Consider the following 24725-nt stretch of genomic DNA (forward strand, 5'->3'; position numbering starts at 1 on the left):
GCCCTTTCGATCCGCCTGCCAAGCCCCTTTCCGGCACACCAGCCTCGCTTTTCTGCAGGCGGCGGCCACCCTGCCGCACCGGATCACGCCTTTCTGTGCGCCACCCGCCACTGCGAGGGACTGTTGCCGGTGACACGGCGAAACTCGCGATTGAAATTCGACTTTGTGGCAAAGCCGCAGTCGAACATCACGGTGGTCAGTGGCTTCTCGGTTTCCTCCAGCAGGCGGCAGGCCTCGGCGATGCGACGGTTGTTGACATATTGCGAGACGTTGAGGCCCGTGACCCGGTTGATGACGGCGGAAACCTCGCGGGCGGGCATGCCGGCCTTTCGCGCCAGTCGTGCAAGGCTCAGATTTTCCTGCGCATAGAGCCCGTCCGCCTCCAGCGCCTCGCCGATCCGCCGCAGGGCCGCCTCGTCCTCGGGTGCCGTCCGGCGATCGTCCTCCACCGGCGCTTCGGCGGAGGGGACCTCTCGTTCCGGCCAGAGATAGTAAACGCCGGTGATGACGATGGCGCCGATATTCATTCCCGTGACCGCCATCGGCACATAGGCATTGCCATAGACGAGGGTGAAGGCGGCAAGAAGCGCATCCGTCAACGCGAAAAAGGCCAGAAGCAGCGCCGTCACCCGGGCCGCGCGCATGACAGCCGCGGTCTTCTGCAGCGCCGGCTCGGTGATGTCCTCCCGCCGGGTCAGCTGCCAGATCGCCAGGCCATAGCCGAGAAAGGTCAGAAGCAGCAGCGGATCGACGAACCACGGCGCGAAGGCCACGCCCAGTGCCAGCAGCAGCGGCGGCAGCGCATGCGGCCAGGGCCGTGCGACCGGCGTCGATGACAGCGCCCGGAAGGTGAGATAGGCGAGCGGCGGCATGATCGCTGCCGTCACCGGCTGCACCAGCATCAGGGGCGCCACGCCATAACCGAAACGAAGGCCGATGATCATGCCCTGCAGGGCATAAAGGCAGAGGAAGGCCATGAGGTAACGCCGCGACCCCGGCGCTTCCACACCCTTGAGGTTGCGGTAGAGGATCAGCGCGACGACGAGACCGACGATGAATGGCAGGGGAACAGAAAGCAAATGCGGCGCCTCGCATGGTCTTCGACGTTATCAAGGCGATAGCATGATCTTTTCCGCAATGCATGGCTGAAAGGAATATGCGGCTCTAGCACATCAGGCGTTCGAACCAGTCATCCAGATCGGCTTCAACGACAGGGAAATCCGGCCAGGCGTTCAAGCCATCGTTGGCAAATCGCGGAAGAAAATGAAAATGCAGATGGTCCACGGACTGACCGGCAGATTGACCATTCGCATTGAGCAAGTTGAAGCCGGTTGCCCCGAAACGGTCGCGATACCGCCGAAACAAGGCTTGGGCTACCTCGAACAGACCCGCCCCCAGTTCAGGCGGGCAATCGATGATATTGGGAAAGTGCTTCCGGCTGACGATCAGGACATGGCCGAAACAGTCGGGCTTGATGGGAAAGAAGCAGAGGAAATCTTGCGTCTCCTCAACAATGTAAGCAGAGGAACGTCTGTCTGCGATCCGGCAAAAGACGCACCCCTCCATCGCACCTACCCCAATTGCTTCTTCAGCGCATAGAGCGCATCGAGTGCCTCGCGCGGGGTCATGTCATCGGGATTGATCGCCTTCAGCGCCTCCTCCACCTTGGAAGGACCGCGCTTTTCCTGCTCCTTGCGCACCGCCACCTGGAACAACGGCAGGTCGTCGATCAGCTGGCTGGCCGGGTTCTTGCGGTCGGCGTCTTCCAGCTTGTTCAAAACGTCGCGCGCGCGCGAAACGACGGCCTCCGGCAGGCCGGCAAGTTTCGCCACCTGAATACCGTAGGAACGATCTGCCGCCCCCGGCCCCACCTCGTGCAGGAAGATGACGTCGCCATCCCATTCCTTGACCCGCATCGTCGCGTTCGAAAGCCGGTTCAGCTTTTCCGACAGCGCCGTCAGTTCATGGAAATGGGTGGCGAAGAGGCCGCGGCAGCGGTTTGCTTCGTGCAGATGTTCCACCGCCGCCCAGGCAATGGACAAGCCATCAAATGTGGCAGTGCCCCGGCCGATCTCGTCGAGGATCACCAGCGAGCGGTCCGTCGCCTGATTGAGGATCGCCGCCGTCTCGACCATTTCCACCATAAAAGTCGAACGGCCACGCGCCAGATCGTCGGAGGCACCGACGCGGGAGAACAGACGGTCCACCACGCCGATCTGCGCGCGGCTTGCCGGAACGAAGGAGCCCATCTGCGCCAGGATGGCGATCAGCGCATTCTGGCGAAGGAAGGTCGACTTACCGCCCATGTTCGGGCCGGTCAGCAGCCACAGCGCGCCGAACCCGCCATCAACCTTCGGCGAGAGATCGCAGTCATTGGCGATGAAGGTGCCGGAGGACTGGCGGCGCAGCGCCTGTTCCACCACCGGATGCCGCCCGCCCTCAATCGAGAACTGGCGGGAACCGTCCACATCCGGCCGGCAGTAGTTCCACTCCTCGGCGAGAAGGGCAAGGCCCGCCGCGACATCGACGACAGCAAGCGCCCGGGCGCCGGCCTTGACCGCATCGGCAGCGGCCAGCACGGCATGCGTCATCTTGTCGAAGGCATCGAGTTCGATCGTCAGCGCCTGGTCGGCGGCATTGGCAATGCGGCTTTCGAGGTCTGCCAGCTCCGTCGTGGTAAAGCGCATGGCATTCGCCATGGTCTGGCGATGGATGAAGCGTGCCTTGGCTTCCGGCGTATCGGTCATCGGCCCGGCATTGCCGGCGGTCACCTCGATGAAATAACCCAGCACGTTGTTGTGCTTGATCTTCAGCGACTTGATGCCCGTCTCGTCGGCATATTGCAGCTGCAAGCCGGCAATCACCCGCCGTGACTGGTCGCGCAGCGCCCGCACCTCATCGAGTTCCGGGAAGGCGCCGTCGCGCACAAACCCACCGTCGCGCTTCAGAAGCGGCATCTCGTCCGACAGTGTTTCGGCCAGTAACTGCTCCACCGAGAGCGGCAGTGCCCGAAGATCGGTCAGCGCCGCCGCCAGTTCCTCCGGCAGCAGCGCCGGCGCCAGAAGGTCCGAGACCCGTCGGGCGGCAGACAACCCCTGGCGGATGCAATCGAGATCCCGCGGCCCGCCGCGGTCGAGCGCCAGGCGAGACAGAGCCCGCGGCATGTCGGGCACATGTTTCAGGGCTGCACGCAGGTCTCCGCACAGCGAAGGCTCGTCGATCAGGAAGGCGACGCTGTCGAGACGACGGTTGATGTTGTCGGGATCGGTCAGCGGCGACATCAGCCGCTCGGACAGCAGGCGAGCGCCACCGCCGGTGACGGTGCGGTCGATCGCCTTCAGCAGCGAACCGTCACGATCCCCCGACAGCGTGCGGGTGAGCTCCAGATTGGCGCGTGTCGCCGGATCGATGAAGAGGGTGGAAGCACCGCTTTCACGCTCCGGGGCGCTGAGCGGCGGGCGCTCGGCGATCTGCGTCTTTTCCACATAGGCGACGGCGGCCGCCGCGGCCGCAAGTTCCGCCCGGGAAAACGTGCCGAAGCCATCGAGCGTTCCGACACCGAAATAGCGGGTGATCCGGCTTTCGGCTGTCGCACTGTCAAACAGCACGCCCGGCTGCGGCACGGCGATACGGCCGAGAATGTCGAAGGTCGCCTTCAGGTCTGGATCGTGAAAAACGGTGTCCGGCACGATCAGTTCGCGCGGTTCGATGCGCAGGATATCGGCCAGGAGACGCAGCGGCGTCGTTTCCGCCAGCCGGAAGACGCCGGTGGAAATGTCGATCCAGGCGAGCGCCATCTGCGCCTCGGCCCCGCCGCGAATGCGGGCGAGCGCCATGAGATAGTTGGATTCCGACGGCGACAGAAGCTTCTCTTCCGTCAGCGTGCCGGGTGTCACCAGCCGCACGACATCGCGCTTGACGACGGATTTCGAACCGCGCTTCTTCGCCTCCGCCGGATCTTCCACCTGCTCGCAGACCGCAACCCGGTAGCCGAGCGAGATCAATTTCTGCAGATAGTCATCCGCCGCATGGATCGGCACGCCGCACATGGGGATATCGAAGCCCATATGCTGGCCGCGCTTGGTGAGCGTGATGCCGAGCGCGCGGGCAGCTTCCACGGCATCTTCGAAGAACAGCTCGTAGAAATCGCCCATGCGATAAAAGAGCAGCGAATCCGGATTGTTCGCCTTGATCTCGATATACTGCTCCATCATCGGGGTCGCCGTCGCGCGGCTCTCCGGCGAGATGAGTTCTGCCGTATTCAAGGCTTCTGATGTAAGGCGTTCCAAGAGCGTTCCGGCCATTTTCTGTTGCACGGTCAGGTCGGCGACTCTATCGATTATTCCCCCGACAATACAACAGAGCGTGTCCGCCCTTGGCCGGATGCCCACAACATGCTGGAGGAGACATGGTGAAGGACAGCCGCAGCCCCGAGGGGGCAACGCGCAAACGTGCATCGGTGACGGAGCAGGAGGCGCTTGATTTCCACAGCACCGGCCGCCCCGGCAAACTCGAAATCATGCCGACGAAACCGATGGCGACGCAGCGCGACCTGTCGCTCGCCTATTCGCCGGGCGTGGCCGTGCCGGTCAAGGCGATCGCCGCCGATCCGGCGACAGCCTATGACTACACGACGCGCGGCAACATGGTGGCGGTGATTTCGAACGGCACCGCCATTCTCGGCCTCGGCAATTTGGGCGCGCTGGCTTCCAAGCCGGTGATGGAGGGCAAGTCGGTCCTCTTCAAGCGCTTCGCCGATGTCGATTCCATCGATCTCGAGGTCGACACGGAAAATGTCGACGAGTTCATCAACTGCGTGCGCTATCTCGGCCCCTCCTTCGGCGGCATCAACCTGGAGGACATCAAGGCGCCGGAATGCTTCATCATCGAAAGCCGCCTGCGCGAGCTGATGGACATCCCGGTCTTTCATGACGACCAGCACGGCACCGCGATCATCGCCGCCGCAGGCCTCATCAACGCGCTGGAACTCACGGGTCGCGACCTGAAGACGACGAAGCTCGTCTGCAACGGCGCGGGTGCCGCCGCCATTGCCTGTATCGAGCTCATCAAGGCCATGGGTTTCAACCCGGAGAACATCATTCTCTGCGATACCAAGGGCGTGATCTATCAGGGCCGCACCGAAGGCATGAACCAGTGGAAGAGCGCGCATGCGGTGAAGACCGACCGCCGCACGCTGGAAGAGGCGATGAAGGGTGCCGACGTGGTGTTCGGCCTGTCGCAGAAGGGAGCCTTCTCCGAAGAGATGATCCGCTCCATGGCGGACCGCCCGATCATTTTCGCCATGGCCAATCCGGATCCGGAAATCACGCCGGAGGAAGTGGCGCGCATCCGCGACGACGCGATCATGGCGACCGGCCGGTCGGACTATCCGAACCAGGTCAACAACGTCCTCGGCTTTCCCTACATCTTCCGCGGCGCGCTCGACGTGCGGGCGCGGCAGATCAATGATGCGATGAAGATTGCCGCCGCCGAGGCGCTGGCACATCTTGCGCGCGAGGATGTGCCGGACGACGTAGCGGCCGCCTATCAGGGCGTTCGCCCGCGCTTCGGGCCGCAATACATCATTCCCGTGCCTTTTGATCCGCGTCTCATCTCGGCCATTCCGGTGGCCGTGGCGCGGGCCGCCATCGAAAGCGGCGTTGCGCGCCGGGTGATCGAGGATCTGGGCGCCTATGGTCGCGAGCTGTCCGCCCGCCGCGATCCGATCGCCGCCACCACGCAAGGGATCTACGAGCAGGTGCGCCGCCGGCCGAAGCGGGTGGTGTTCGCCGAAGCGGAAGAAGAGCAGGTGATGCGCGCCGCCGTTTCCTTCATCGGCCAGGGCCTCGGCACCGCCATCCTGCTCGGCCGCGACGACGTGATCCGCTCCACGGCCGAACGGGCGGGCATCGAACTGGATCGCCCCGGCATCGAGATCGTCAATGCCCGTCTATCGAACCGCGTCGAAGCCTATATCGACTATCTTTACGCCCGCCTGCAGCGGGAAGGTTACCTGCAGCGCGACGTGCAGCGCCTGATCCACAACGACCGCAACCACTTTGCAGCCTGCATGGTGGCGCTTGGCGATGCGGACGCCATGGTGACGGGCACGACCCGCAATTATGCAACGGCGCTATCGGATGTGCGCCGCTGCATTGATGCCAAGCCCGGACATAAGGTGATCGGGGTGTCGATCATCGTCTCGCGGGCCCGCACGGTTTTCGTGGCGGATACGGCCGTGCATGACATGCCGAGCGCTGAGGAACTGGCCGACATCGCCTGCGAGGCGGCGCGTCTTGCGCGCCGCATGGGTTACGAGCCGCGCGTGGCCATGCTTGCCTATTCCACCTTCGGCCAGCCGCGCGGCGAACGCTCGGAGCGGGTGCGCGAGGCGGTCAAGATCCTCGACCAGCGCCGCGTGGACTTCGAATATGACGGAGAAATGGGCGCCGATATCGCGTTGAACGCCACGCGGATGGAGCAGTATCCCTTCTGCCGCCTGTCCGGAACCGCCAATGTGCTGGTGATGCCGGCGATCCATTCGGCGGCAATTTCCACGCGCATGCTGGAGGAACTCGGTGGCTCGACGCTGATCGGTCCGCTGCTGGTCGGTCTCGACAAGTCGGTGCAGATCACCTCCATGGGCGCCAAGGATACCGACATCGTCAACATGGCCGCGATCGCCGCCTACAACGCCGGCACGTGATCCTTCTTGCCGGCTTTTTCCGGGTGGGCTAAACTTTGCGCAAAGCCCATCCGGGAGCCTCCATGAAGGAGATCAGCCTGCAGGAAGCCCGTTCGCAACTGTCACGACTCTTGCACGAGGCAGCGAACGGCGACGGCTTTGTCATTGCGAAAGACGGCAAGCCGCTGGTGAAGGTGGTTGCCGTCGAAGATGCCCCGAAGCCGAAGCGACGTGTTGGCTTCCTCAAGGGCCAGATCTCCTTGCCGGCCGATTTCGACAGCATGCATGCCAAGGACATTGAAGAGATGTTCTACGGCAACGGCAAATGAGAGTTCTGGCTGACACGCACATCCTGGCCTGGTTTGCCAATGATGCGCCGGAATTGACCGCGGAGATGTGCGCGATCATCGAGAATGAAGCAAACGTGGTGTTTTTCAGTGCCGCGAGTGTCTGGGAACTTTCGATCAAGAAAGCCCTGAACAAGATCGGATTTCGCCTGCAACCCCGCGCCCTGCATCAGGCTCTTCTCGCCAACGGCTTTGAGGAACTCCCGGTCACGTCGCTCCACGCCTTGCGCGTGGAAACACTTCCACCCATCCACAAGGATCCGTTCGACCGGATCCTGATTGCCCAGAGCATGCAGGAGGACATGGTGCTTCCGACGACAGACCGTATGGTCGCGCAGTATGGCGCGCCGGTGCGGCTCGTCCGAGGTTCGCTCGAATCAGCTGGCGAAGCGGCCGGCGTCTGCGCCATAGTAATTGATGTAGCGACCGGAGATCGATTGGGTCGGAAGCACCACGAGCACATCGGTAGTGTTGAAAGCCTGGTCCACCACGGCGCCGTTGCCGATCATGGCGCCGAGGCGCAGATACCCCTTGATCAGCGGCGGCATCGCCATCAGCGCCCGCTTCGGGTTGACGGCCTCCGGCGGCATCAGATCCATTTCACGGTAGAGATCGGGACGGGCACTCGCCGCCCAGTCGCCCTTGGCGAGCACCGTGTGGTGCAGGAAGGAGAGAGCCAGTGCGTGCTGTTCCGGGCTGACGCCGGGGAAGGAGGCACAGCCGATCATGGCATGAATGCCATGACGCAGGGCATAGGCCCAGTTGCCCTGCCACAGCAGTTCCACCGTCCGTTTGGTGCGGTAGTGCGGCAGCACGCAGGAGCGGCCGAGTTCCATGAATCGCTTGTCCGAATGGCGGGCAAGCAGTGGTTCGATGTCGAATTCGCAGGCGGTATAGAAGCCCCCATGCGCCATCGCCACGTCCTGGCGCAGAAGGCGATAGGTGCCGACGATCTGATCTTCCGGATCGCCGTCGAGCGCGGTATCGACCACCAGAAGATGGTCGCAGATGTCGTCGAAGGCATCGGCGTCACGCTGGCGGCGCATGGCGTCCGGCGGCAGCTGTGCGTGCATTTCCTCAACGAAGACGCGGTATCGCAGGGCCTGGGCAGCATCCACTTCGCGCGCATTGCGGGCGAGCCGCGTCTCCAGTGTGCCGATCCGACCAAGCACGTCACCGCGCAAGGAGGCCGGCAGGGCAGGTTGTTCGACGCTCAGCGACACTTCGCGTTCCAGCAGTTCAACGGTCATCAGATCTCATCCGTCGCAGGAGGTTGATCCCATAGATCATCAAACTGCAACAGGAAAGTGACAAAAGAAGAGCAGGATCCGCAAAGCCATGCGGAACGGGCATCAGGTGTGAAAGATGATCACGCGGTCAGGCAGCGCGTCACCGCGGCTTCCATCTCGCGCAGCAGAACCTGCGGGTCGACGGGCTTCTGCAGCACGCAGCAGGCGCCGCGCCGCAGCATGTCCTGCTGCAGGTCCTCGTTCATTTCACCGCTCAGCACCAGCACGGGCGCGCGGCCCTGACCGTTGCTGCGTCTCTCCCCCAGGCTGGTCAGCACCTGCCCGAGATCGCCGCCCGGCATGTGAATGTCGGAGATGATGACATCCGGATGACGCTCCGCCAGAGCCGCCTCCCGGAGTGCAACGAGATCGCCGACATGCTGCACGGCATGTCCGGCCTTGCGCAGTGCCGCCCCCACCATCATCGCGCTGACCGGATCGTCCTCGGCCAACAGCACGGAGAGGCGCCGCTGAGGCGCCGGCGCTTGCGGTCGCATCTCGACGCGCATGTCCTGTGGCAGACGGCCGGCAACGCCACCCAGCCGACCGCGCAGCACATCCACCAGCGACTGTTCGCGCAGCGGGCGGATCAGCCAGGCGTCGAAGCTGTCCCAGGGCTGCGCCGCCCGTTCTTCCGGACTGACCAGCAGGATCCGACGCATGGACTGCATCGTCGAGGGCGGCGGCAGGATGCCGCCAACCCGGTGGTCGACGATGACATCCGTGAAGGCCATGCCCTGCCGGGCAAGCTGGGCAATGGTGAATTCGGCCTCGTTGAGCGAACGCACATGCCGGCAGCGCCCCCCCAGCGTCTCGATGGTGGCAATGGTCGCGCCTGCCGCCGGTCCCGATGGTGCGATCAGCAGCACGCGCGAGGAGCGCAGCAGCAGCATGCGGTCATTGCCTTCCTTGCCGGCATCCACGAAGCTGGCCGGGAAGCGGATGGTGAAGGTGGTGCCGCGACCCTTTTCGCTGGCAACGGACAGAGAGCCGCCGAACTCCCGCAGGATGCGGGTGGCAATCGACAGGCCAAGGCCCGTGCCGCCGCTGCGCTCGGCTGCGGTTCCCGCCTGCTCGAATTCGACAAAGATCCGCTGCTGTTCCTCCCGGGTCATGCCCGGACCGGTATCGGCAACCGTGATGACCACGTCACCGCCATCCATCGCGACGCGGGCCAGAACCCCGCCCGACGTGGTGAATTTCACCGCATTGCCGATCACGTTGAAAAGCACCTGGCGCAGCCGTGCCGGGTCGAAGTCCATCAGCGTCGGCACGTCGAAGGCCACCGTCGCGCCGATCTCGATCGATTTCTCGTGCGCGCGCGGTGCCAGCATTTCGACCACGCTTTCCAGCAGCTGGCGCAGGTTCTCCGCGCGGCTGTTCAGGCGGAAGCGGCCGGCCTGCAGCGTGGCATAATCCAGCAGGTCATCGACCAACTGGGCCATGGCCAGCCCCGCCTGATGAATGCCGTTGATGTAGTTCTTCTGTTCGAGCGTCAGGCTGGTCTGCTCCAGCAGATGGCTCATGCCGAGAATGCCGGTCAGCGGCGTGCGCAGTTCATGCACCACGGTCGCCATGTGCCGTGTCTTGGCATGGCTTTCCTCTTCGGCATGCAGGCGCGCCTCCTCGCGCCGATGGCCCGCATCGCGCTCGGCCGTCACGTCACGGGCGAGGCTGAATACCTGTGCCTGGCGTGAGGCCTCGTCTTCCACCACCCGATCCTGCCACCACAGAACCAGCAGGCCCTGCGGCGTCAGCACCTCGATATCCTTCGGCTGTGCCAGCGGCTCATGCGGCAGGCCGATGCCCACCTCTTCCGGCATGCGGCCTTCGGCCCGCGCCGGGGCGATCATCCGCGCCAGCGTGCGGTTCACGCAAACGATGCGCCCGTCGAGCCCGCGCACAAGGCCCGGGGCGGCAAACAGGTCCTGGCTGTCGAGAAAGGAGCGGGCCAACGCCTCCAATGCACTGGAAGGCGGCCCGGCACAAGACGGCTGGTCCGCCTCCGGGATCGCTTCGCCGCCTGTCACGAGATCTTCCATGGCCCCCCAAGGCTCCGCAATGCTTGCCCAGACATTCGATGATCCGCCTCAGCCGCGTCAGGCCTCGTCGGCTTGACCTTTGCCGTCCCCGCCCAGGCCCGGCTCCGGTCGACGGCGGAACGAAGAAGATCTTCCCGGCTCGTCAAGATCGGCGTAGTCCCACACGCGCCTGCTTAGCACGTGTTTCCTTCCCAATGCTTTACACCTCAAGGGTAAAAGTTACGCCTGCTTGCGTCTAGACCCTAGAATTTCGTCGAGTATCACGCAACCGGCACCAACGGTAATGAAGGAATCGGCCAGGTTGAAGACCGCGAACGACCAGCTCTGCGTGTAGAAGAGAAGGTAATCGATGACATGACCGTAGATGAACCGGTCGAGAATGTTTCCGAGCGCACCGGCGATGATGAACGCAAAGCCGGTATGCGCAAAGGCGCGGTCCTTCGGCGTGCGCTGCCAGAGCCAGAGCACGAAGGCGACGATGACGAGCCGCATCGTCACGATGAACCAGCCCTCCATGTCGGACAGCATCGAGAAGGCGACGCCGAGATTGTAGGTGCGGTAGAGCGCGAAGAAGGGCAGCACATGCACGGCCTGCTGCAGCGGCAGCAGGGTCTCCACCGCGATCTTGATCCCCTGGTCGAGCAGCACGGCAAAGAGCACGAACACAAGGATCGGCAGCGGGCGCGACAGAAGCGTCGGCTGGGTCTGAACGGGGTCCGGCATCAGGCCTCCAGGCTCAGCAGATGGCGACGCGCCTCGAACAGCATGACGGCCGTTGCGACTGCAAGATTGAGCGAATCCGCCCGGCCCTGCTGCGGAATGCGCGCCAGGCGGTCGGCGGCGCCTGCCAGCTGGTCCGGCAGGCCGGATTGCTCGTTGCCCATCAGGAGAATGGTGGGCTTGGCCTTGTAGTCGATGGTGCGATAGTCAACGGCGCCCGCCAGATGCGTTGCCACCACCTGCGCGCCGGATTGACGGCTGAAGGCAAGGAATTCTGCCACGGACGCGCGGTAGAGCGGCATGGCGAAGATGGAGCCCATGGTGGCCCGCACCGTTTCCAGCGAGAACGGATCGGTGCATTCCCCCACCAGGATGACACCCGAGGCGCCAGCGGCATCGGCCGTGCGGATGATCGTGCCGAGATTGCCCGGATCGCGCACCCGGTCAAGCGCCACGAAGGTCTGGTTTCTTTCCGGCGCCAGATGATCGAGCCGCTGCCATTGCTGTTCGAAGATGCCGACCACCATCTGCGGATTGTCGCGCCGGGTGACGGAGGACAGCACCTTTTCGCTGACTTCGAGCACCAGCCCGCCGCGCGCCACCGTCCTTGCCGCCACCTGTTCCACCAGCGGCTTGCCCTTGGCGGCCTTGGCATAAACCAGCGTGCGGATGCTCCAGCCGAGCTCCAGCGCATCGATGACGAGCTTCAGCCCTTCCGCCATGAAGGTGCCGCTTTCCTCGCGGTCCTTCTTGTTGGTCAGCGCCTTGATATCCTTGATGATCGGATTGGAAAGGCTGGTGACCTCCTTCACCTGCCCCACGCGTCCGGCCCCGGGGCGGGCACCCGTCTTGAAATCGTCGTCTCTCATGCGCGCACCCATCGGCTGAAAAGGGAAGTGGAGAGTGCCCGGCCATGGCCCCTGCCATCAAGCCCTGCCTCACGAATCACCAGCTCGCCGGATTCGACCGCACCGCCGGCGCCGCGCATCGTCTCGCGCATCAGTTCGTGGATCGAATAGAAGCTTGCCCGGATCGAATAGGCGGTCAGCACCAGGCCGATCGCGTTCGGCGACAGGATCTCGCGGCAGACATCGAGCATCAGCGGCAGCTGCTCGAACAGATGGAACACCTCGCCGTTCGGACCGCGACCGAATTTCGGCGGATCGGCCAGGATGATGTCGTAGCGGCTGCCGCGACGCTCCTCGCGCAGGATGAACTTCATCGCATCCTCGCAGATCCAGCGGATCGGCGCGCGCTCCAGCCGCGACAGGGCCTGGTTCTCGCGCGCCCAGCCGATCGCCTTCTTGGAGGCATCCACATGCGTCACTTCGGCACCGGCGGCCGCTGCCACCAGCGAGGCAACGCCCGTATAGCCGAACAGGTTGAGAACCCGGATCGGCCGGCCGGCGCGTTCCGCCTGGGCCTTGACCCAGGACCAGTGGACGATCTGCTCGGGAAACACCCCGACATGGCGAAAGGCGGTAAACCGGCCGAGGAAATCGATGTCGAGCAGCGACAGCGGCCAGGTTTCGCCAAGGGCGGCCTTCGGAAAGCGCCAGCGTCCCATGCCATCCTCGTCCGTGTCGCCGGTGAAGACGGCATCCGCGCCCTCCCAGACCTGCGGGGCAAGCGACGGCTGCCACAGCGCCTGCGCCTCCGGCCGCACGATGCGATAGGGGCCGTACTGTTCGAGCTTCAGGCCCTGCCCGCTGTCTATCAGGTGGAAATCGCCTGCGCCCTGCGATTCGAGGATGACCGGCACGCGCTCGGCCGGCAGTTCGCCGCTGCGCCGGATCAGCGGGCGCATTTCGGCAGCCGGCGCCGTCGCGGCGTCCGGCCGGGCGGCCTTGGCCGGCTTCTCGATCCGGGCCGGCTTCTCGGGCAGGCGTTCGTCACGGCGCTCGCGGCGCGGCCCGTCGCCCTTGGTCTTCTGGGAGCGCGGCTCTCGCCGCTCAAATGTCTTCTTCAACGCGTCTTGTCCGCTGCTGGCAGGTCGTGCCGAGCAAATAGCACTGGTCTGCCCCTTGGCAAAGCGCTTTCCCCTCTGCGATACAGGGAGTTGAAGGGTCTTGATGGGAGCAGACCCCGGGAGGACATGATGGATATCAGTGGAGAAGAGCGCATCGCCGCGCCAAGATCGGTCGTCTGGGCAGCCCTCAACGACCCGGACATCCTGCGCCAGTGCATCCCCGGCTGTCAGACGCTGGAGCAGCGTTCACCGACCGAGCTGGCTGCAACGGTAAAGGTGAAAATCGGCCCCGTCTCGGCAAGCTTCAGCGGCGAGGTCACCCTGTCGGAGATCACCCCGCCGGAAAGCTACCGCATTTCCGGCGAAGGCAAGGGCGGCATTGCCGGCTTCGCCAAGGGCTTTGCCGATGTGGTGCTGACGGAGGACGGGGATGAGACGATCCTGCGCTACAGCGCCGAGGCCCAGGTGGGCGGCAAGCTGGCTCAGCTCGGATCGCGACTGATCGGCTCGACCTCGCAGAAGCTCGCGCAACAGTTCTTCGCCAATTTCAATGCCGCTGTCGGCGCCCCAGCCGCCGACGGTATGGAGCAGGCCTGACCGGTCCGGCCAGCCTTAGCCCTTGGAGGCCGGCAGCAGCGAGCTGCCTGCCGGCGCCTGCGGCTTAGGCTGGGCGGCGGCATCCTGGCGCTTCAGGGCCGCACGGGCCTCCTGCCGGGCCAGACGCCGATGTTTGCCTTGGGCGATCCAGGTCACGACAGACCCCAGCAGCATGCCGAACAGGACCGCCACGAACAGGAAGAGGAAGAAGGGCGCGCTGAGCGACAGCACCGCGTCATCCGGTTGAAACGGATTGAGCGCCAGCGTCACCGTCTGGCGGTTGGCCACGCACAGCACGATCAGCACGATGGCGATCGGCACGAGAACCACCAGACTGACGATTTTCTTCACCCGGTTCATCGACGGCTCCCGGCTCTTGGCTCAGCAAAAGCGCCGCATCGGCGGCGCGCGTTTCTCAGGCGATGATAGGGCCTGTCGCGGCGCTTTCAAGGCAGGCGCGGCAGGAGGGGGCGGCAGGAGGGGATGGTGCTCAGTCGGCATCCTCGTCGCTGTCGTCATCGGCAAGATCGGGGTTCAGCCGCTCGCGCAGCTCCTTGCCGGTCTTGAAGAAGGGCACCCACTTTTCCTCCACGAACACGGTTTCGCCGGTGCGCGGATTACGGCCCGAACGGGAAGGACGGTTCTTCACGGAAAAGGCGCCGAAACCGCGCAGCTCGACGCGGTTGCCGGCCGCCAGTGCATCGGTGATTTCGTCCAGAACGGCGTTCACGATGTTTTCCACGTCGCGATGATAAAGGTGCGGGTTGCGCGCCGCGACGATCTGCACCAGTTCCGACTTGATCACGACTTCCCCCTGAAAGGATTAGATTTTCACTCGCCGCCAACCTGCCAAACCGAGACCAGACCGTCAAGGAACAACTTGGAGGCACCGAAGGCATCGAGCGTCTCCTGCGCCGCGCCGGGATTGAATCCCATCAGCCGGACAAGGTGCATCGCCGCCGGCAGCGCAAAGAAGCCGCTGTCGTCCTTGCGCTTCCATTCCACCACCGGCAATGTCTCGGGCACGCCGCGGCCGGCCAGATAGTTGCGGATCTGCGGAAGGCCGCCGAGTTCATCCACCAGCTTGAGCTTCAGGGCCTGCCGCCCTGTATAGATGCGCCCGTCGGCGAGCTTCAGCACCTCCTCGCGGGAAAGCTTGCGCCGGTCGGCGACCAGATCGACGAACCAGTCGTAACTGTCCATCACCATGGCTCGGATCACGGCCTTCGCCTCTTCACTGGCCGGATGGAAGGGGGACGGCTCCGCTTTCAGCGGCGCCGACTTGATCTCCTCCAGCGAGACGCCGAGCTTTTCCAGAAGCGGCTGGATCTGCGGATACTGGAAAATGACGCCGATCGAGCCGGTGATCGAGCTTTCGCCGGCCACGATGGTATCGCCGGCCGAGGCGATCATGTAGCCGGCGGAGGCGGCAAGGGTACGGATGTCGGAAACGACCGGTTTCTTTTCCGCGACTGCGCGCAGCGCCTTGAAGATGCGCTCGCCACCGTAGGTCGTGCCGCCGGGCGAGGAGATCGACACGATCAGTGCCTTGGCCTGCCTGCTCTTGGCGATCTTGTCGAGCCGGGCGATCAGCTCGTCGTCATCGGTGATCATGCCGGAAATCTCGATGCGCGCCACATGCGGCACGCCGGCGCTGTCGGCGGGCGCCACGTAGCGATACAGCGAAAAGCCGATGGCAACGATCAGCAGCACGGCCGCCACGCGCCAGAAGGTCAATTTGCGCCGCAGCTGGCGCCGATCGGCAATGGCTTGGGAATCCATCGGTTTCTCCCCTTGTTCCCCCTGCGGGGTCTCGATTCGCACGCAACGATCCTGACACGTCAGACCGGGGGGTTTACACGAAATTGTGTCGCTCGTTATTGTTTCTTGATGGATTAAAGCCATATTGGAGTTGGAGGCAATCCATCAAGGCCTCTCACCCCGGGCCGTACGGATGAGCCGTACAAGGGTTCAAAAGGTTTCAATGCTACAGACGACGACATCCACGCAGGACCTTGCGGTAACCGAAAGGCGCGCCACCGCCTACCGGTCGGCGCTTGCCCATTCGCGCCGCGTACACCGCCTGCGGGTGCTGCTGCCGGTTTCCGCGGCGGTGATTTCGGCGATCTTCATCGGCGTCTCCTTCGTGCGCACCTATATGCCGGAGAACCTGACGATCCAGAGCGCCACCATCGAGGACGGCAAGATCGTCATGGAAAGCCCGGCCATGGCCGGGCGCAATGCCAAGGGCATCAGCTATTCGCTGACGGCCACCCGCGCGCTGCAGGATGTTGCCAAGCCGGACATGATCGAGCTTGAGGACGTCAAGGCGGCCGTGCCGCTCAACACCGACGTAATCGCCCGCGTCGTGGCAAAGGCCGGCGTGTTCGACCGGTCTGCCGACCGGCTGAACATGACGCATCCCTTCACCGTCAACCTCAGCAACGGCATCAGCGCCGAGTTCCAGTCGGCCTATATCGACGTGCCGCAGAGCATGATGGAATCGAACGCCCCGGTGCGCATTACAACCGACAAGGCGTCCATTGTTGCACAGTCGATGAAGATGTCGGATAAGGGGCATACCATTACCTTCGCGGGTCAGGTCCAGGTCAATCTGGCGGGCGCCGCGCTTCGCAACCAAGGCAAACAGAGCCCGGCACCATGACCCTTCGCCGCCCCACCGCAATCTCCTCCGCAACCGGGCTTCTGGCCGGTCTCGCCCTTGTCTGTCTTGCCCAGGGCGCGGCCGCGCAGAGCACGACGAAAACCATGGAAGGCATGAAGCTTTCCAACGACCAGCCGATCCAGATCCAGAGCGACCAGCTGCAGATCAAGGACGAGGAAAAGAAGGCCTATTTCACCGGCAACGTGCAGGTGGTGCAGGGCGCAACGACCATGCGCTCCGGCTCCATGACGGTGCTTTACAAGGGTGAAGGCACCACCGTTTCCAGCGGCCAGACCGACATCGACAAGATCTTCATCGATGACAAGGTGGTCCTGACCTCCGGCACGCAGCAGGCCAGCGCCGACAATGGCGTGTTCGACATGGCAAGCCAGACCTTCGTGCTGACCGGCAAGCAGGTGGTTCTCTCCGACGGCCCGAACGTGTTCAAGGGCTGCAAGCTGACCGTGCACATGGAAACGGGCGAAGCCAAGCTGGATGCCTGCGGCGGCCGCGTCGAGATCATGCTCGACCCGAAGTCGCGCCCTCAGCAGCCGAAGCCCTAGAAACGAGACCGAACGGCACGATGTCCCTGTTCTCACGGCGTCCCAGGAAGGACGCATCCGATGTCTTCGACCCGAGCGACAAGTCGCGCTACGAAGGCACGCTGATCGCCCACAACCTGTCGAAGACCTATGACACGCGCCGCGTCGTCAACGGCGTGTCGATGATCGTGCGCCGCGGCGAAGCCGTCGGCCTGCTCGGCCCCAACGGCGCCGGCAAGACCACCTGCTTCTACATGATCACCGGCCTTGTGGGCGTCGACGAAGGCATGATCGCCATCGACGGCAATGACGTGACGCGCATGCCGATGTATCGCCGCGCCCGCCTCGGCGTCGGCTACCTGCCGCAGGAAGCCTCGATCTTCCGCGGCCTGACGGTCGAGGAAAACATCCGCGCCGTGCTGGAAGTGCATGAACGCGATGCCACCCGGCGCGCCCGCAAGCTCGACGAACTGCTGGAGGAATTCCACATCGGCCGGTTGCGCAAGTCGCCGGCCGTGGCGCTGTCGGGCGGTGAACGCCGCCGCCTCGAGATCGCCCGCGCGCTCGCCACCGATCCGGCCTTCATGCTGCTCGATGAACCCTTTGCCGGCGTCGATCCGATTTCGGTCTCCGACATTCAAAACCTCGTGCGCCACTTGACGGCACGCGGCATCGGCGTTCTGATCACCGATCATAACGTGCGCGAGACCCTCGGCCTGATCGACCGCGCCTATATCATCCATGCGGGCGAGGTGCTGACGCATGGCCGCGCCGACGATATCGTCAACAATGCCGATGTCCGCCGCCTGTATCTCGGAGACAAGTTCAGTCTCTGACACAAACCTGACAAGAAATTTTCCTGCAGGCCCGCGGGGCGCTTGACCAAAACTTCTAAAAAAGCAATTTTTGGGCCAAGTGCTCCACGCGGCACCCGTTCCCGGCAAAAGAAGGGTGCGCGACGGAGGATCTGTAGGGAGTTCAGCGTCCATCATGGCATTGTCAGCCAGCCTTGTCCTGCGCCAAAGCCAGTCTCTCGTGATGACGCCGCAGCTGATGCAGTCCATCCAGCTGCTGCAGATGACGCATCTTGAACTCAACACCTTCATCGCCCAGGAAGTCGAGAAGAACCCGCTGCTGGAATTCGCGTCAAATGACGGCGAAACAGGCAGCGAGGCGCCGGATGCCGGCGATCTCTATGGCGAGGGACCGGCAGGCGCGGAGGCCCAGGAACCGGCATCCGACAGCGGCGACTGGTTCGATAACGGCTCGGCCAAGCCGGAACAGCTCACGGAGCGGCTCGGGGCCGATTTCGAGAACGTCTTCCAGGACGACGGCGCGGAGCGCCGGCCCGATGCGCCCGAGCTGATGAGTCAGTGGAAATCCATGCCGGGCGGCGAGGCCGGCGAAAGCTTCGACCTCGACGACTTCGTCGCCGGCGAGGTGACGCTGAAGGAACATCTGACGCGCCAGGCGCCCTTCGTGCTGACCGGGCCGGTCGAGCATCTGGTCGGCCAGCACCTGATCGACCAGCTGGACGAGAACGGCTATCTGCAGGGCGATCTCGACGAGACGGCCGAGCGGCTGGGAACCGACCGCACCCTGGTGGAGGCGACGCTGTCGCTGCTGCAGACTCTCGATCCGCCGGGCGTGTTTGCCCGTTCGCTCAGCGAATGCCTCGCGATCCAGCTGGCGCAGAAGGACCGGCTGGACCCTGCCATGCAGGCCCTGCTGTCCCACCTCGAACTGCTGGCCAAGCGCGATTTTGCCAGCCTGCGCAAGATCTGCGGCGTCGACGACGAGGACCTGCTCGACATGATGGGCGAGATCCGCGCGCTCAATCCGCGCCCGGGCAGCGGCTTCCAGACCGGCGTTTCGGAAGCGATCCTGCCGGACATCGTGGTGCGCGAAGGCAGCGACGGCGGCTGGCTTGTCGAGCTCAATCCGGACACGCTGCCGCGCGTGCTGGTGAACCAGACCTATTTCCAGGCGGTCTCGAAAGCGGCGCCGCGCGGCAGCGAGGACCAGGCCTTTCTCTCCGAATGTCTGCAGACGGCCAACTGGCTGACGCGCAGCCTCGACCAGCGGGCCCGCACCATCCTCAAGGTGGCAACCGAGATCGTGCGCCAGCAGGATGCCTTCCTGCGTCACGGCGTCGATCACCTGCGTCCCCTCAACCTGAAGACGGTGGCCGATGCGATCAAGATGCACGAATCAACCGTCAGCCGCGTCACCTCCAACAAGTACATGCTGACCCCGCGCGGTCTGTTCGAGCTGAAATATTTCTTCACGGTCTCGATCAGCTCGGCCGAGGGCGGCGACAGCCATTCGGCAGAAGCGGTGCGCCATCGCATCCGCATGCTGATCGAAAGGGAATCGCCCGACGCGGTGCTCTCCGACGACGACATCGTGCTCAGCCTGAAGAATGGCGGAGTGGAGCTCGCCCGCCGCACCGTCGCCAAGTATCGGGAAGCGATGAACATTCCCTCCTCCGTCCAGCGCCGGCGGGAAAAGCGGGCGCTCGCCAGGCTTGCCGCCTGCTGAAGCGGCCGCGAATCACCTCATCACCTGCCGCCTCGCAGCCGCATGTGTCGCGCCGCCGACAGGCTGCAGATGCTCCACAACGATCACGTTCTTTAGGGATGGCCCCTTCATCGTTGACTTTGACAGTCCCTGCCGTTAGAAGCGCGCCGCACCGGCAATCAGGAAGGGCCACCGACGGTAACGCCCGGTAAAGGGCATTCGAAATTCAATTCGGCTAAGCCTCGCGAGAGACGCTTGGATGAGTGGGCCGCTTGACGTAGACTGACACCCGTAAGTCACGACAAGAAGGAAAAAATTCCATGAGTGTGCGTGTATCCGGAAAACATATGGAAATCGGCGATGCGTTCAGAACGCGCATCGAGGACCATATCAGGGAGGCGGTTACAAAGTACTTTGACGGGGGTTATGCGGGGCAGGTGATCGTTGAGAAGGCAGGTTCCCGTTTCACGACGGATTGCCGACTGCATCTCGACACCGGCGTCGTGCTGCATGCCACGGGCGAGGCAACCGACCCGCAGCTGAGCTATGATGCGGCCGCCGAGCGGATCGAAAAGCGCCTGCGCCGCTATAAGCGCAAGCTGCGCGATCACCATGCTGGCGCAACCCAGAACGGCTATGCGGAGATCGCCTACACGGTGGTGGACAGCGTACCGGATGAGGCAGACGAGGTGCCGGACGATTTCGCGCCGACGATCGTGGCGGAAAGCTCCAAGCCCCTCAGGACCATGACGGTCGCAAGCGCCGTGATGGCGCTCGACATGACTGATGAACCGGTATTGTTCTTCCGCAATCCGGGCCAGCAGTTGAACATCGTTTATCGCCGCAATGACGGCAATATTGGCTGGATCGACGCCGCCAGTATCAAGGGATGAGAGCCTGACGGGGGTGCCTGCGGGCACTCCCATACCCCCTCTGGAGGGGGCAGAAGGATGGAAAGAATGGCGTTGGCAGATCTGCTGCAGCAAGATGCGATAATCCCCGCCCTGAAGGTGAACTCCAAGAAGCAGTTGCTGCAGGAACTGGCAGCCCGGGCCTCCAAGCTGACGGGCGTGCCGGAGCGGGAAATCTTCGATGTCATTCTCCAGCGCGAACGGCTGGGTTCCACCGGTGTCGGCCATGGCATCGCCATTCCGCATGGCAAGCTCGGCAGCATCGGCCAGATCCAGGGCCTGTTTGCAAGGCTGGAAACGCCGGTGGATTTCGAGGCGCTGGACGACGAGCCGGTGGATCTCGTCTTCCTGCTGCTCGCCCCGGAAGGCGCCGGCGCCGACCACCTGAAGGCGCTGTCGCGCATTGCCCGCGTGCTGCGCGATCAGGATCTGGTCGCAAAGCTGCGGGCCACCGACTCCGCCTCGGCCATCTATGCCTTCCTGACGGAAGAGCAGGCTTCGAACGCCGCCTGAGCGGACGGTCTCAACATTCATGACGCCAGAAGGCCCGCCTCCAGTCCGGGGGCGGGCCTTCTGCTGTGGATGAGGTTTTTCCGGGCAATCAGGCCTTGTCGGCTTCGGCACCCGCCTCGGCGGCCGGCGCTGCGGCATCGGCCTTCGGGCCACCCTTGGAAACGCCGACCATGGCCGGGCGCAGCACGCGCTCACCGATCACATAGCCGGCCTGCACCACCTGCAGCACCGTGTTGTTCGGCACCGTGGTGTTGGGAATCTCGAACATCGCCTGGTGGAAATTCGGGTCGAACTTCTGGCCTTCCGGCTCCAGCTTGCGCACACCGTGCCGCTCAAGGGCGGAGAGCATCGCCCGCTCGGTCATGTCGACGCCTTCGATCAGCGCCGTCAGGCCCGCATCTCCGCTTTCCTTGGCCTCGGCCGGAATGGACTCCAGCGCACGACGCAGATTGTCGGACACCGCCAGCATGTCGCGGGCAAAGGCGGTGACGGCATAGGACTTGGCATCCTTCACATCGCGCTCGGTGCGGCGGCGCAGATTGTCCATCTCGGCGGCGAGCCTCAGGAAGCGGTCGCGCAGTTCCATGTTCTCCGCCTTCAGCGCCTCGAGCGGATCGGGAGCCGGCGCCTCCGCAGCGTCTGCCGCCTGCTCATCCTGGGCAAGGGATACGGCCTCGGCCGCCATATCCTTTTCTGACGCGTCAGGTCCGTTCTTGTTGGTTTCGTCGGTCATGACGTTCTCCGGTAGAGGGTTGGATTTCGTGCCCGATATCGAGGTTTGCACCCGAAAAATCAAGGCTGAAGCCGATCAAAGCCGCAGGCCTCAAAGCGGGCGGGCGGGTTTCGCTAAAGCGGCTTGCGGGTGAGACGCGCCAGAAGCTGGGCGGTGTAATCCACCATCGGCACGATGCGCGCATAGTTGAGCCGCGTCGGTCCGATGACGCCGACGGCACCGACGATCCGGTCTTCCTCGTCGCGATAGGGTGCCACGATCAGCGAGGAGCCCGACAGCGAAAAGAGCTTGTTCTCGGAGCCGATGAAGATGCGCACGCCCGGCCCGGTTTCGGCGAGATCGAGGATCTCGATCAGGCTGTCTTTCTTCTCCAGATCGTCAAACAGCAGGCGCAGCCGGTCGATGTCCTGCGCGTCCGCCACCCCTTCCAGCAGGTTGGCTCGGCCGCGCACGATGAGGCGGGCGGGCTTGCCCTCCTCGCTGTCGCCGGCCCATACGGCCAGCCCGCGTTCCACCAGATCGCGTGACAGCGTATCGAGTTCGGACTGCACCTGATGCTTCAGATTCTGCAGCTGGCTGCGCAGTTCGGGAAGCGTCTGGCCGGCCAGATGCGCGTTGAGGAAGTTTGCCGCCTCCGTCAGTTGCGAGGAGGTGACGCCGGCCGGCAGGTCGATGATGCGGTTTTCCACCTGGTTGTGATCGCCGACCAGAATGGCGAGCGCCTTGGTCGGTTCCAGCCGGATGAACTCCACGTGCTTCAGCACCGTGTCGCTCTTGGCGGTGATCACGATGCCAGCACCGCGCGAGACGCCGGAGAGCATGCGGCTCGCTTCCGTCATCAGGCTTTCCATCGGCTGCGCACGGTCGAGCGGGCGGATCTGCCGCTCGATGCTTTCCTGCTCCGCAACCGAGAGATCGCCCACCTGCATGAAGGCATCGACAAAGAAGCGCAGACCGCTCTGGGTCGGCAGCCGGCCGGCGCTCACATGCGGGGAGTAGATGAGGCCCAGCTCCTCCAGATCGCTCATCACATTGCGCACGGAGGCGGGCGACAGCGACATGGGAAGCAGTCGTGACAAATTGCGCGAGCCGAGCGGCTCTCCGGTTTCCAGATAGCTCTCGACGATGCGGCGGAAGATCTCGCGCGAGCGCTCATCGAGCATGGAAGTACCGTCCCTTCCTCCCGATGCATGAAGACCCATCTGACGCATTTCACCTTATCTTTGTCTCGGATGCCATGAATATAGTGTGTCTTGCCGCGATGGCAAAAGGGAAATCGAAGGCAAGGCCGGCATGACTGGCTGCTGCCCGGTTTTTCTTTGCAAAAGCGCCCCCATCGCCTTAAGACGCCATCACGGAACCGTCAGGAGAACGAGATGCGACCCTCAGGCAGAAAAACCGACCAGATGCGCAAAGTCAGCTTCGAACGCAATGTTTCGAAGCATGCCGAGGGCTCCTGTCTGGTGAAGTTCGGCGACACCCATGTGCTGGTGACCGCAAGCCTTGAGGACAAGACCCCGCCATGGCTGCGCAATTCCGGCAAGGGCTGGGTGACGGCTGAATACGGCATGCTGCCGCGCGCCACCGGCGAGCGCATGAAGCGCGAGGCCGCCGCCGGCAAGCAGGGCGGCCGCACGCAGGAAATCCAGCGCCTGATCGGCCGTTCGCTGCGCGCCGTCGTCGATCTGGAAGCTCTTGGCGAGCGCCAGATCACCGTGGATTGCGACGTCATCCAGGCCGATGGCGGCACCCGTACTGCCTCCATCACCGGCGCCTGGATTGCGCTCCATGACTGCCTGAAGTGGATGGAGGCCCGCAACATGGTAAAGGTGGAACGCGTGCTGAAGGATCACATCGCGGCCATTTCCTGCGGCATCTTCGCCGGCCAGCCGGTGATCGACCTGGACTACCTTGAGGATTCGGCGGCAGAAACGGACGCCAACTTCGTCATGACCGGTGCTGGCGGCATCGTGGAAGTGCAGGGCACGGCCGAAGGCAAGCCCTTTTCGCGCGACGAGCTTCTGACCCTGCTCGACCTCGCCGCGGCCGGTACGGCGCAGCTTGTCGAGATGCAGAAGCAGGCAATTGCCTGACGGAGGCGAGCATGATCGAAGGCGTGCTGGAAACCGCCCTTTATGCCGATGACCTCGACAAGGCCGAAGCCTTTTATGGCGGCGTGCTGGGGCTTGAGATCATCCGGCGCGGCGGCAACCGGCACATCTTCTATCGCTGCGGTTCGGGCGTCCTGCTGATCTTCAACCCGGACGAAACGGAAAAGCCGATCGAGAACGACCCCTTCCCCGTGCCGCCGCACGGCGCGCGCGGGCCGGGCCATGCCTGTTTCGTGGTGAGCCGCGACGATGTCGATGCCTTTGCCGCGAAACTGTCCGCCTCCGGCATCGCCATCGAACAGCAGGTCACCTGGCGCTCCGGCACCCGCTCGATCTACTTCCGCGATCCGGCCGGCAACAGCCTGGAAATCGCACCCCGAAATCTCTGGAATCCGTGACACGGCGCCCGAAGCGGGCTCAACAATGGAAAGACCGATGCGCAAGCTCGATACCCGCACCATCGTCGTTGCCAGCCACAATGCCGGCAAGATCCGCGAAATTGCCGACCTGATCGGCCCCTTCGGCTTTTCGGCAAAGTCCGCCGCCGAGCTGAACTTCGTGGAACCCGACGAGACCGGAACCACCTTCGAAGAGAACGCCGCGATCAAGGCGCTCGCCTCGGCGAAAGCCGCCGGCCTTCCGGCGCTCTCGGATGATTCCGGCCTGGTGATCGACGCGCTGGACGGAGCACCCGGTGTCTACACCGCAAACTGGGCCGAGACGGCGGACGGCACGCGCGATTTTGTCATGGCCATGGCCAGGGTGGAGCAGGCGCTGGCCGAAAAGGGCGCGCTGACACCCGAGGCGCGCACCGCCCGCTTCGTCAGCGTGCTCTGCCTTGCCTGGCCGGATGGCCACACCGAAATGTTCCGCGGCGAGGTGGAAGGTTTCATCGCCCCTGCCCCGCGCGGCACGGCGGGTTTCGGCTATGATCCGATCTTCCAGCCGAAAGGCTACGACACCACCTTCGGCGAAATGAGCGCCGAGGAAAAGCATGGCTGGAAGCCCGGCGATGCAGAGGCACTGTCGCACCGCGCCCGCGCTTTCAAGATCTTTGTCGAAACCTGCCTGGAAGGCTGAC

At 63.9% G+C, this 24725-nt stretch carries 25 protein-coding genes and 1 pseudogene; 13 read left to right on the forward strand and 13 right to left on the reverse strand.

What is annotated here, in order from left to right; translation table 11 throughout:
* Positions 1-83: 83 nt before the first annotated feature.
* The 3 genes from KLP42_RS19660 to mutS form a co-directional block, all read right to left on the reverse strand.
* The gene (locus KLP42_RS19660) at positions 84-1079 is read right to left on the reverse strand and encodes a helix-turn-helix domain-containing protein (RefSeq protein WP_215568654.1); all 996 of its coding nucleotides are present in this window, start codon (positions 1077-1079) and stop codon (positions 84-86) included.
* Between the two features lie 85 nt (positions 1080-1164).
* On the reverse strand, positions 1165-1566 hold the full coding sequence (locus KLP42_RS19665) for an HIT family protein (protein WP_215568655.1): 402 nt from the start codon (positions 1564-1566) through the stop codon (positions 1165-1167).
* 5 nt (positions 1567-1571) lie between these two features.
* Positions 1572-4304: a DNA mismatch repair protein MutS gene (gene mutS, locus KLP42_RS19670; protein ID WP_215568656.1), complete on the reverse strand. Its 2733-nt coding sequence runs from the start codon at positions 4302-4304 to the stop codon at positions 1572-1574.
* Between the two features lie 104 nt (positions 4305-4408).
* Between mutS and KLP42_RS19675 the strand changes: the two genes are divergently transcribed.
* The 3 genes and pseudogenes from KLP42_RS19675 to KLP42_RS26970 all read left to right on the forward strand — a co-directional run.
* Entirely contained in the window at positions 4409-6706 is a 2298-nt protein-coding gene (locus KLP42_RS19675; protein WP_215568657.1) for an NADP-dependent malic enzyme, read from the forward strand.
* A 62-nt stretch (positions 6707-6768) separates the two neighbouring features.
* On the forward strand, positions 6769-7014 hold the full coding sequence (locus KLP42_RS19680; RefSeq protein ID WP_215568658.1) for a type II toxin-antitoxin system Phd/YefM family antitoxin: 246 nt from the start codon (positions 6769-6771) through the stop codon (positions 7012-7014).
* A pseudogene (locus KLP42_RS26970) lies at positions 7011-7361 on the forward strand (type II toxin-antitoxin system VapC family toxin); the annotation flags it as partial. The gene KLP42_RS19680 and the pseudogene KLP42_RS26970, both read left to right, overlap by 4 nt.
* A 48-nt stretch (positions 7362-7409) precedes the next feature.
* On the opposite strand, the gene olsB reads toward KLP42_RS26970, so the two are convergent.
* From olsB to KLP42_RS19710, 5 genes are all read right to left on the reverse strand, one after another.
* Positions 7410-8282, reverse strand: a complete 873-nt coding sequence (olsB, locus tag KLP42_RS19690) for a l-ornithine N(alpha)-acyltransferase (RefSeq protein ID WP_215568659.1) — start codon at positions 8280-8282, stop codon at positions 7410-7412.
* A gap of 119 nt (positions 8283-8401) precedes the next feature.
* On the reverse strand, positions 8402-10363 hold the full coding sequence (locus tag KLP42_RS19695; protein ID WP_215568660.1) for a hybrid sensor histidine kinase/response regulator: 1962 nt from the start codon (positions 10361-10363) through the stop codon (positions 8402-8404).
* A gap of 219 nt (positions 10364-10582) precedes the next feature.
* Positions 10583-11086: a signal peptidase II gene (gene lspA, locus KLP42_RS19700; protein ID WP_215568661.1), complete on the reverse strand. Its 504-nt coding sequence runs from the start codon at positions 11084-11086 to the stop codon at positions 10583-10585.
* The gene (locus KLP42_RS19705; RefSeq protein ID WP_215568662.1) at positions 11086-11952 is read right to left on the reverse strand and encodes a TrmH family RNA methyltransferase; all 867 of its coding nucleotides are present in this window, start codon (positions 11950-11952) and stop codon (positions 11086-11088) included. The genes lspA and KLP42_RS19705 overlap by 1 nt, the downstream gene beginning before the upstream one ends.
* On the reverse strand, positions 11949-13052 hold the full coding sequence (locus KLP42_RS19710) for a class I SAM-dependent methyltransferase (protein ID WP_215568663.1): 1104 nt from the start codon (positions 13050-13052) through the stop codon (positions 11949-11951). The genes KLP42_RS19705 and KLP42_RS19710 overlap by 4 nt, the downstream gene beginning before the upstream one ends.
* A 129-nt stretch (positions 13053-13181) precedes the next feature.
* On the opposite strand from KLP42_RS19710, the gene KLP42_RS19715 reads away from it, so the two are divergent.
* The gene (locus KLP42_RS19715; protein WP_215568743.1) at positions 13182-13649 is read left to right on the forward strand and encodes an SRPBCC family protein; all 468 of its coding nucleotides are present in this window, start codon (positions 13182-13184) and stop codon (positions 13647-13649) included.
* A 15-nt stretch (positions 13650-13664) separates the two neighbouring features.
* On the opposite strand, the gene KLP42_RS19720 is transcribed toward KLP42_RS19715, so the two are convergent.
* The 3 genes from KLP42_RS19720 to sppA form a co-directional block, all read right to left on the reverse strand.
* Complete coding sequence (locus KLP42_RS19720) at positions 13665-14009, reverse strand: LapA family protein (RefSeq protein ID WP_215568664.1); 345 nt, start codon at positions 14007-14009, stop codon at positions 13665-13667.
* A gap of 130 nt (positions 14010-14139) precedes the next feature.
* Positions 14140-14454, reverse strand: a complete 315-nt coding sequence (locus KLP42_RS19725; RefSeq protein ID WP_143127919.1) for an integration host factor subunit beta — start codon at positions 14452-14454, stop codon at positions 14140-14142.
* Positions 14455-14480: 26 nt separating this feature from the next.
* Positions 14481-15431 (reverse strand): signal peptide peptidase SppA, encoded by a 951-nt coding sequence (sppA, locus tag KLP42_RS19730; protein WP_215568665.1) that lies wholly within the window; start codon positions 15429-15431, stop codon positions 14481-14483.
* Between the two features lie 202 nt (positions 15432-15633).
* On the opposite strand from sppA, the gene lptC reads away from it, so the two are divergent.
* The 6 genes from lptC to ptsN all read left to right on the forward strand — a co-directional run bounded on the left by lptC (position 15634) and on the right by ptsN (position 20800).
* On the forward strand, positions 15634-16314 hold the full coding sequence (gene lptC, locus KLP42_RS19735; RefSeq protein WP_215568666.1) for an LPS export ABC transporter periplasmic protein LptC: 681 nt from the start codon (positions 15634-15636) through the stop codon (positions 16312-16314).
* A complete protein-coding gene (locus KLP42_RS19740; RefSeq protein ID WP_215568667.1) occupies positions 16311-16877 on the forward strand; it encodes an LptA/OstA family protein in 567 nt (188 codons plus the stop codon). The genes lptC and KLP42_RS19740 overlap by 4 nt, the downstream gene beginning before the upstream one ends.
* Before the next feature lie 20 nt (positions 16878-16897).
* The gene (lptB, locus tag KLP42_RS19745; RefSeq protein ID WP_215568668.1) at positions 16898-17692 is read left to right on the forward strand and encodes an LPS export ABC transporter ATP-binding protein; all 795 of its coding nucleotides are present in this window, start codon (positions 16898-16900) and stop codon (positions 17690-17692) included.
* A gap of 154 nt (positions 17693-17846) precedes the next feature.
* Positions 17847-19397: an RNA polymerase factor sigma-54 gene (gene rpoN / locus KLP42_RS19750; RefSeq protein WP_215568669.1), complete on the forward strand. Its 1551-nt coding sequence runs from the start codon at positions 17847-17849 to the stop codon at positions 19395-19397.
* Positions 19398-19696: 299 nt separating this feature from the next.
* On the forward strand, positions 19697-20269 hold the full coding sequence (gene hpf, locus KLP42_RS19755) for a ribosome hibernation-promoting factor, HPF/YfiA family (protein WP_215568670.1): 573 nt from the start codon (positions 19697-19699) through the stop codon (positions 20267-20269).
* A 66-nt stretch (positions 20270-20335) separates the two neighbouring features.
* A complete protein-coding gene (gene ptsN, locus KLP42_RS19760; protein WP_215568671.1) occupies positions 20336-20800 on the forward strand; it encodes a PTS IIA-like nitrogen regulatory protein PtsN in 465 nt (154 codons plus the stop codon).
* A gap of 88 nt (positions 20801-20888) precedes the next feature.
* Here ptsN and grpE read toward each other — a convergent pair whose 3' ends face one another.
* Together grpE and hrcA are read right to left on the reverse strand one after the other, a co-directional pair.
* Positions 20889-21533, reverse strand: a complete 645-nt coding sequence (gene grpE / locus KLP42_RS19765) for a nucleotide exchange factor GrpE (RefSeq protein WP_215568672.1) — start codon at positions 21531-21533, stop codon at positions 20889-20891.
* 113 nt (positions 21534-21646) lie between these two features.
* Positions 21647-22735, reverse strand: coding sequence for a heat-inducible transcriptional repressor HrcA (gene hrcA, locus KLP42_RS19770; RefSeq protein ID WP_215568673.1), 1089 nt, complete (start codon positions 22733-22735; stop codon positions 21647-21649).
* Positions 22736-22909: 174 nt separating this feature from the next.
* Between hrcA and rph the strand changes: the two genes are divergently transcribed.
* The 3 genes from rph to rdgB are packed head-to-tail and all read left to right on the forward strand — an operon-like array spanning position 22910 to position 24724.
* A complete protein-coding gene (gene rph / locus KLP42_RS19775; protein WP_215568674.1) occupies positions 22910-23626 on the forward strand; it encodes a ribonuclease PH in 717 nt (238 codons plus the stop codon).
* 11 nt (positions 23627-23637) lie between these two features.
* Positions 23638-24042, forward strand: a complete 405-nt coding sequence (locus tag KLP42_RS19780; protein WP_215568675.1) for a VOC family protein — start codon at positions 23638-23640, stop codon at positions 24040-24042.
* A gap of 37 nt (positions 24043-24079) precedes the next feature.
* Positions 24080-24724: an RdgB/HAM1 family non-canonical purine NTP pyrophosphatase gene (rdgB, locus tag KLP42_RS19785; RefSeq protein WP_215568676.1), complete on the forward strand. Its 645-nt coding sequence runs from the start codon at positions 24080-24082 to the stop codon at positions 24722-24724.
* Position 24725 lies beyond the last annotated feature (1 nt).

The sequence above is a fragment of the Rhizobium sp. CSW-27 genome (assembly GCF_018760785.1).
Taxonomy (GTDB): domain Bacteria; phylum Pseudomonadota; class Alphaproteobacteria; order Rhizobiales; family Rhizobiaceae; genus Neorhizobium.

Bases quoted from the DNA above. Each gene is read 5' to 3' on its own strand.
- KLP42_RS19665 (WP_215568655.1), bottom strand. From the start codon at position 1,566: ATGGAGGGGTGCGTCTTTTGCCGGATCGCAGACAGACGTTCCTCTGCT.
- mutS (WP_215568656.1), bottom strand. From the start codon at position 4,304: ATGGCCGGAACGCTCTTGGAACGCCTTACATCAGAAGCCTTGAATACG.
- KLP42_RS19675 (WP_215568657.1), top strand. From the start codon at position 4,409: ATGGTGAAGGACAGCCGCAGCCCCGAGGGGGCAACGCGCAAACGTGCA.
- KLP42_RS19680 (WP_215568658.1), top strand. From the start codon at position 6,769: ATGAAGGAGATCAGCCTGCAGGAAGCCCGTTCGCAACTGTCACGACTC.
- olsB (WP_215568659.1), bottom strand. From the start codon at position 8,282: ATGACCGTTGAACTGCTGGAACGCGAAGTGTCGCTGAGCGTCGAACAA.
- KLP42_RS19695 (WP_215568660.1), bottom strand. From the start codon at position 10,363: ATGGAAGATCTCGTGACAGGCGGCGAAGCGATCCCGGAGGCGGACCAG.
- lspA (WP_215568661.1), bottom strand. From the start codon at position 11,086: ATGCCGGACCCCGTTCAGACCCAGCCGACGCTTCTGTCGCGCCCGCTG.
- KLP42_RS19705 (WP_215568662.1), bottom strand. From the start codon at position 11,952: ATGAGAGACGACGATTTCAAGACGGGTGCCCGCCCCGGGGCCGGACGC.
- KLP42_RS19715 (WP_215568743.1), top strand. From the start codon at position 13,182: ATGGATATCAGTGGAGAAGAGCGCATCGCCGCGCCAAGATCGGTCGTC.
- KLP42_RS19720 (WP_215568664.1), bottom strand. From the start codon at position 14,009: ATGAACCGGGTGAAGAAAATCGTCAGTCTGGTGGTTCTCGTGCCGATC.
- sppA (WP_215568665.1), bottom strand. From the start codon at position 15,431: ATGGATTCCCAAGCCATTGCCGATCGGCGCCAGCTGCGGCGCAAATTG.
- lptC (WP_215568666.1), top strand. From the start codon at position 15,634: ATGCTACAGACGACGACATCCACGCAGGACCTTGCGGTAACCGAAAGG.
- KLP42_RS19740 (WP_215568667.1), top strand. From the start codon at position 16,311: ATGACCCTTCGCCGCCCCACCGCAATCTCCTCCGCAACCGGGCTTCTG.
- lptB (WP_215568668.1), top strand. From the start codon at position 16,898: ATGTCCCTGTTCTCACGGCGTCCCAGGAAGGACGCATCCGATGTCTTC.
- rpoN (WP_215568669.1), top strand. From the start codon at position 17,847: ATGGCATTGTCAGCCAGCCTTGTCCTGCGCCAAAGCCAGTCTCTCGTG.
- hpf (WP_215568670.1), top strand. From the start codon at position 19,697: ATGAGTGTGCGTGTATCCGGAAAACATATGGAAATCGGCGATGCGTTC.
- ptsN (WP_215568671.1), top strand. From the start codon at position 20,336: ATGGCGTTGGCAGATCTGCTGCAGCAAGATGCGATAATCCCCGCCCTG.
- grpE (WP_215568672.1), bottom strand. From the start codon at position 21,533: ATGACCGACGAAACCAACAAGAACGGACCTGACGCGTCAGAAAAGGAT.
- hrcA (WP_215568673.1), bottom strand. From the start codon at position 22,735: ATGGGTCTTCATGCATCGGGAGGAAGGGACGGTACTTCCATGCTCGAT.
- rph (WP_215568674.1), top strand. From the start codon at position 22,910: ATGCGACCCTCAGGCAGAAAAACCGACCAGATGCGCAAAGTCAGCTTC.
- KLP42_RS19780 (WP_215568675.1), top strand. From the start codon at position 23,638: ATGATCGAAGGCGTGCTGGAAACCGCCCTTTATGCCGATGACCTCGAC.
- rdgB (WP_215568676.1), top strand. From the start codon at position 24,080: ATGCGCAAGCTCGATACCCGCACCATCGTCGTTGCCAGCCACAATGCC.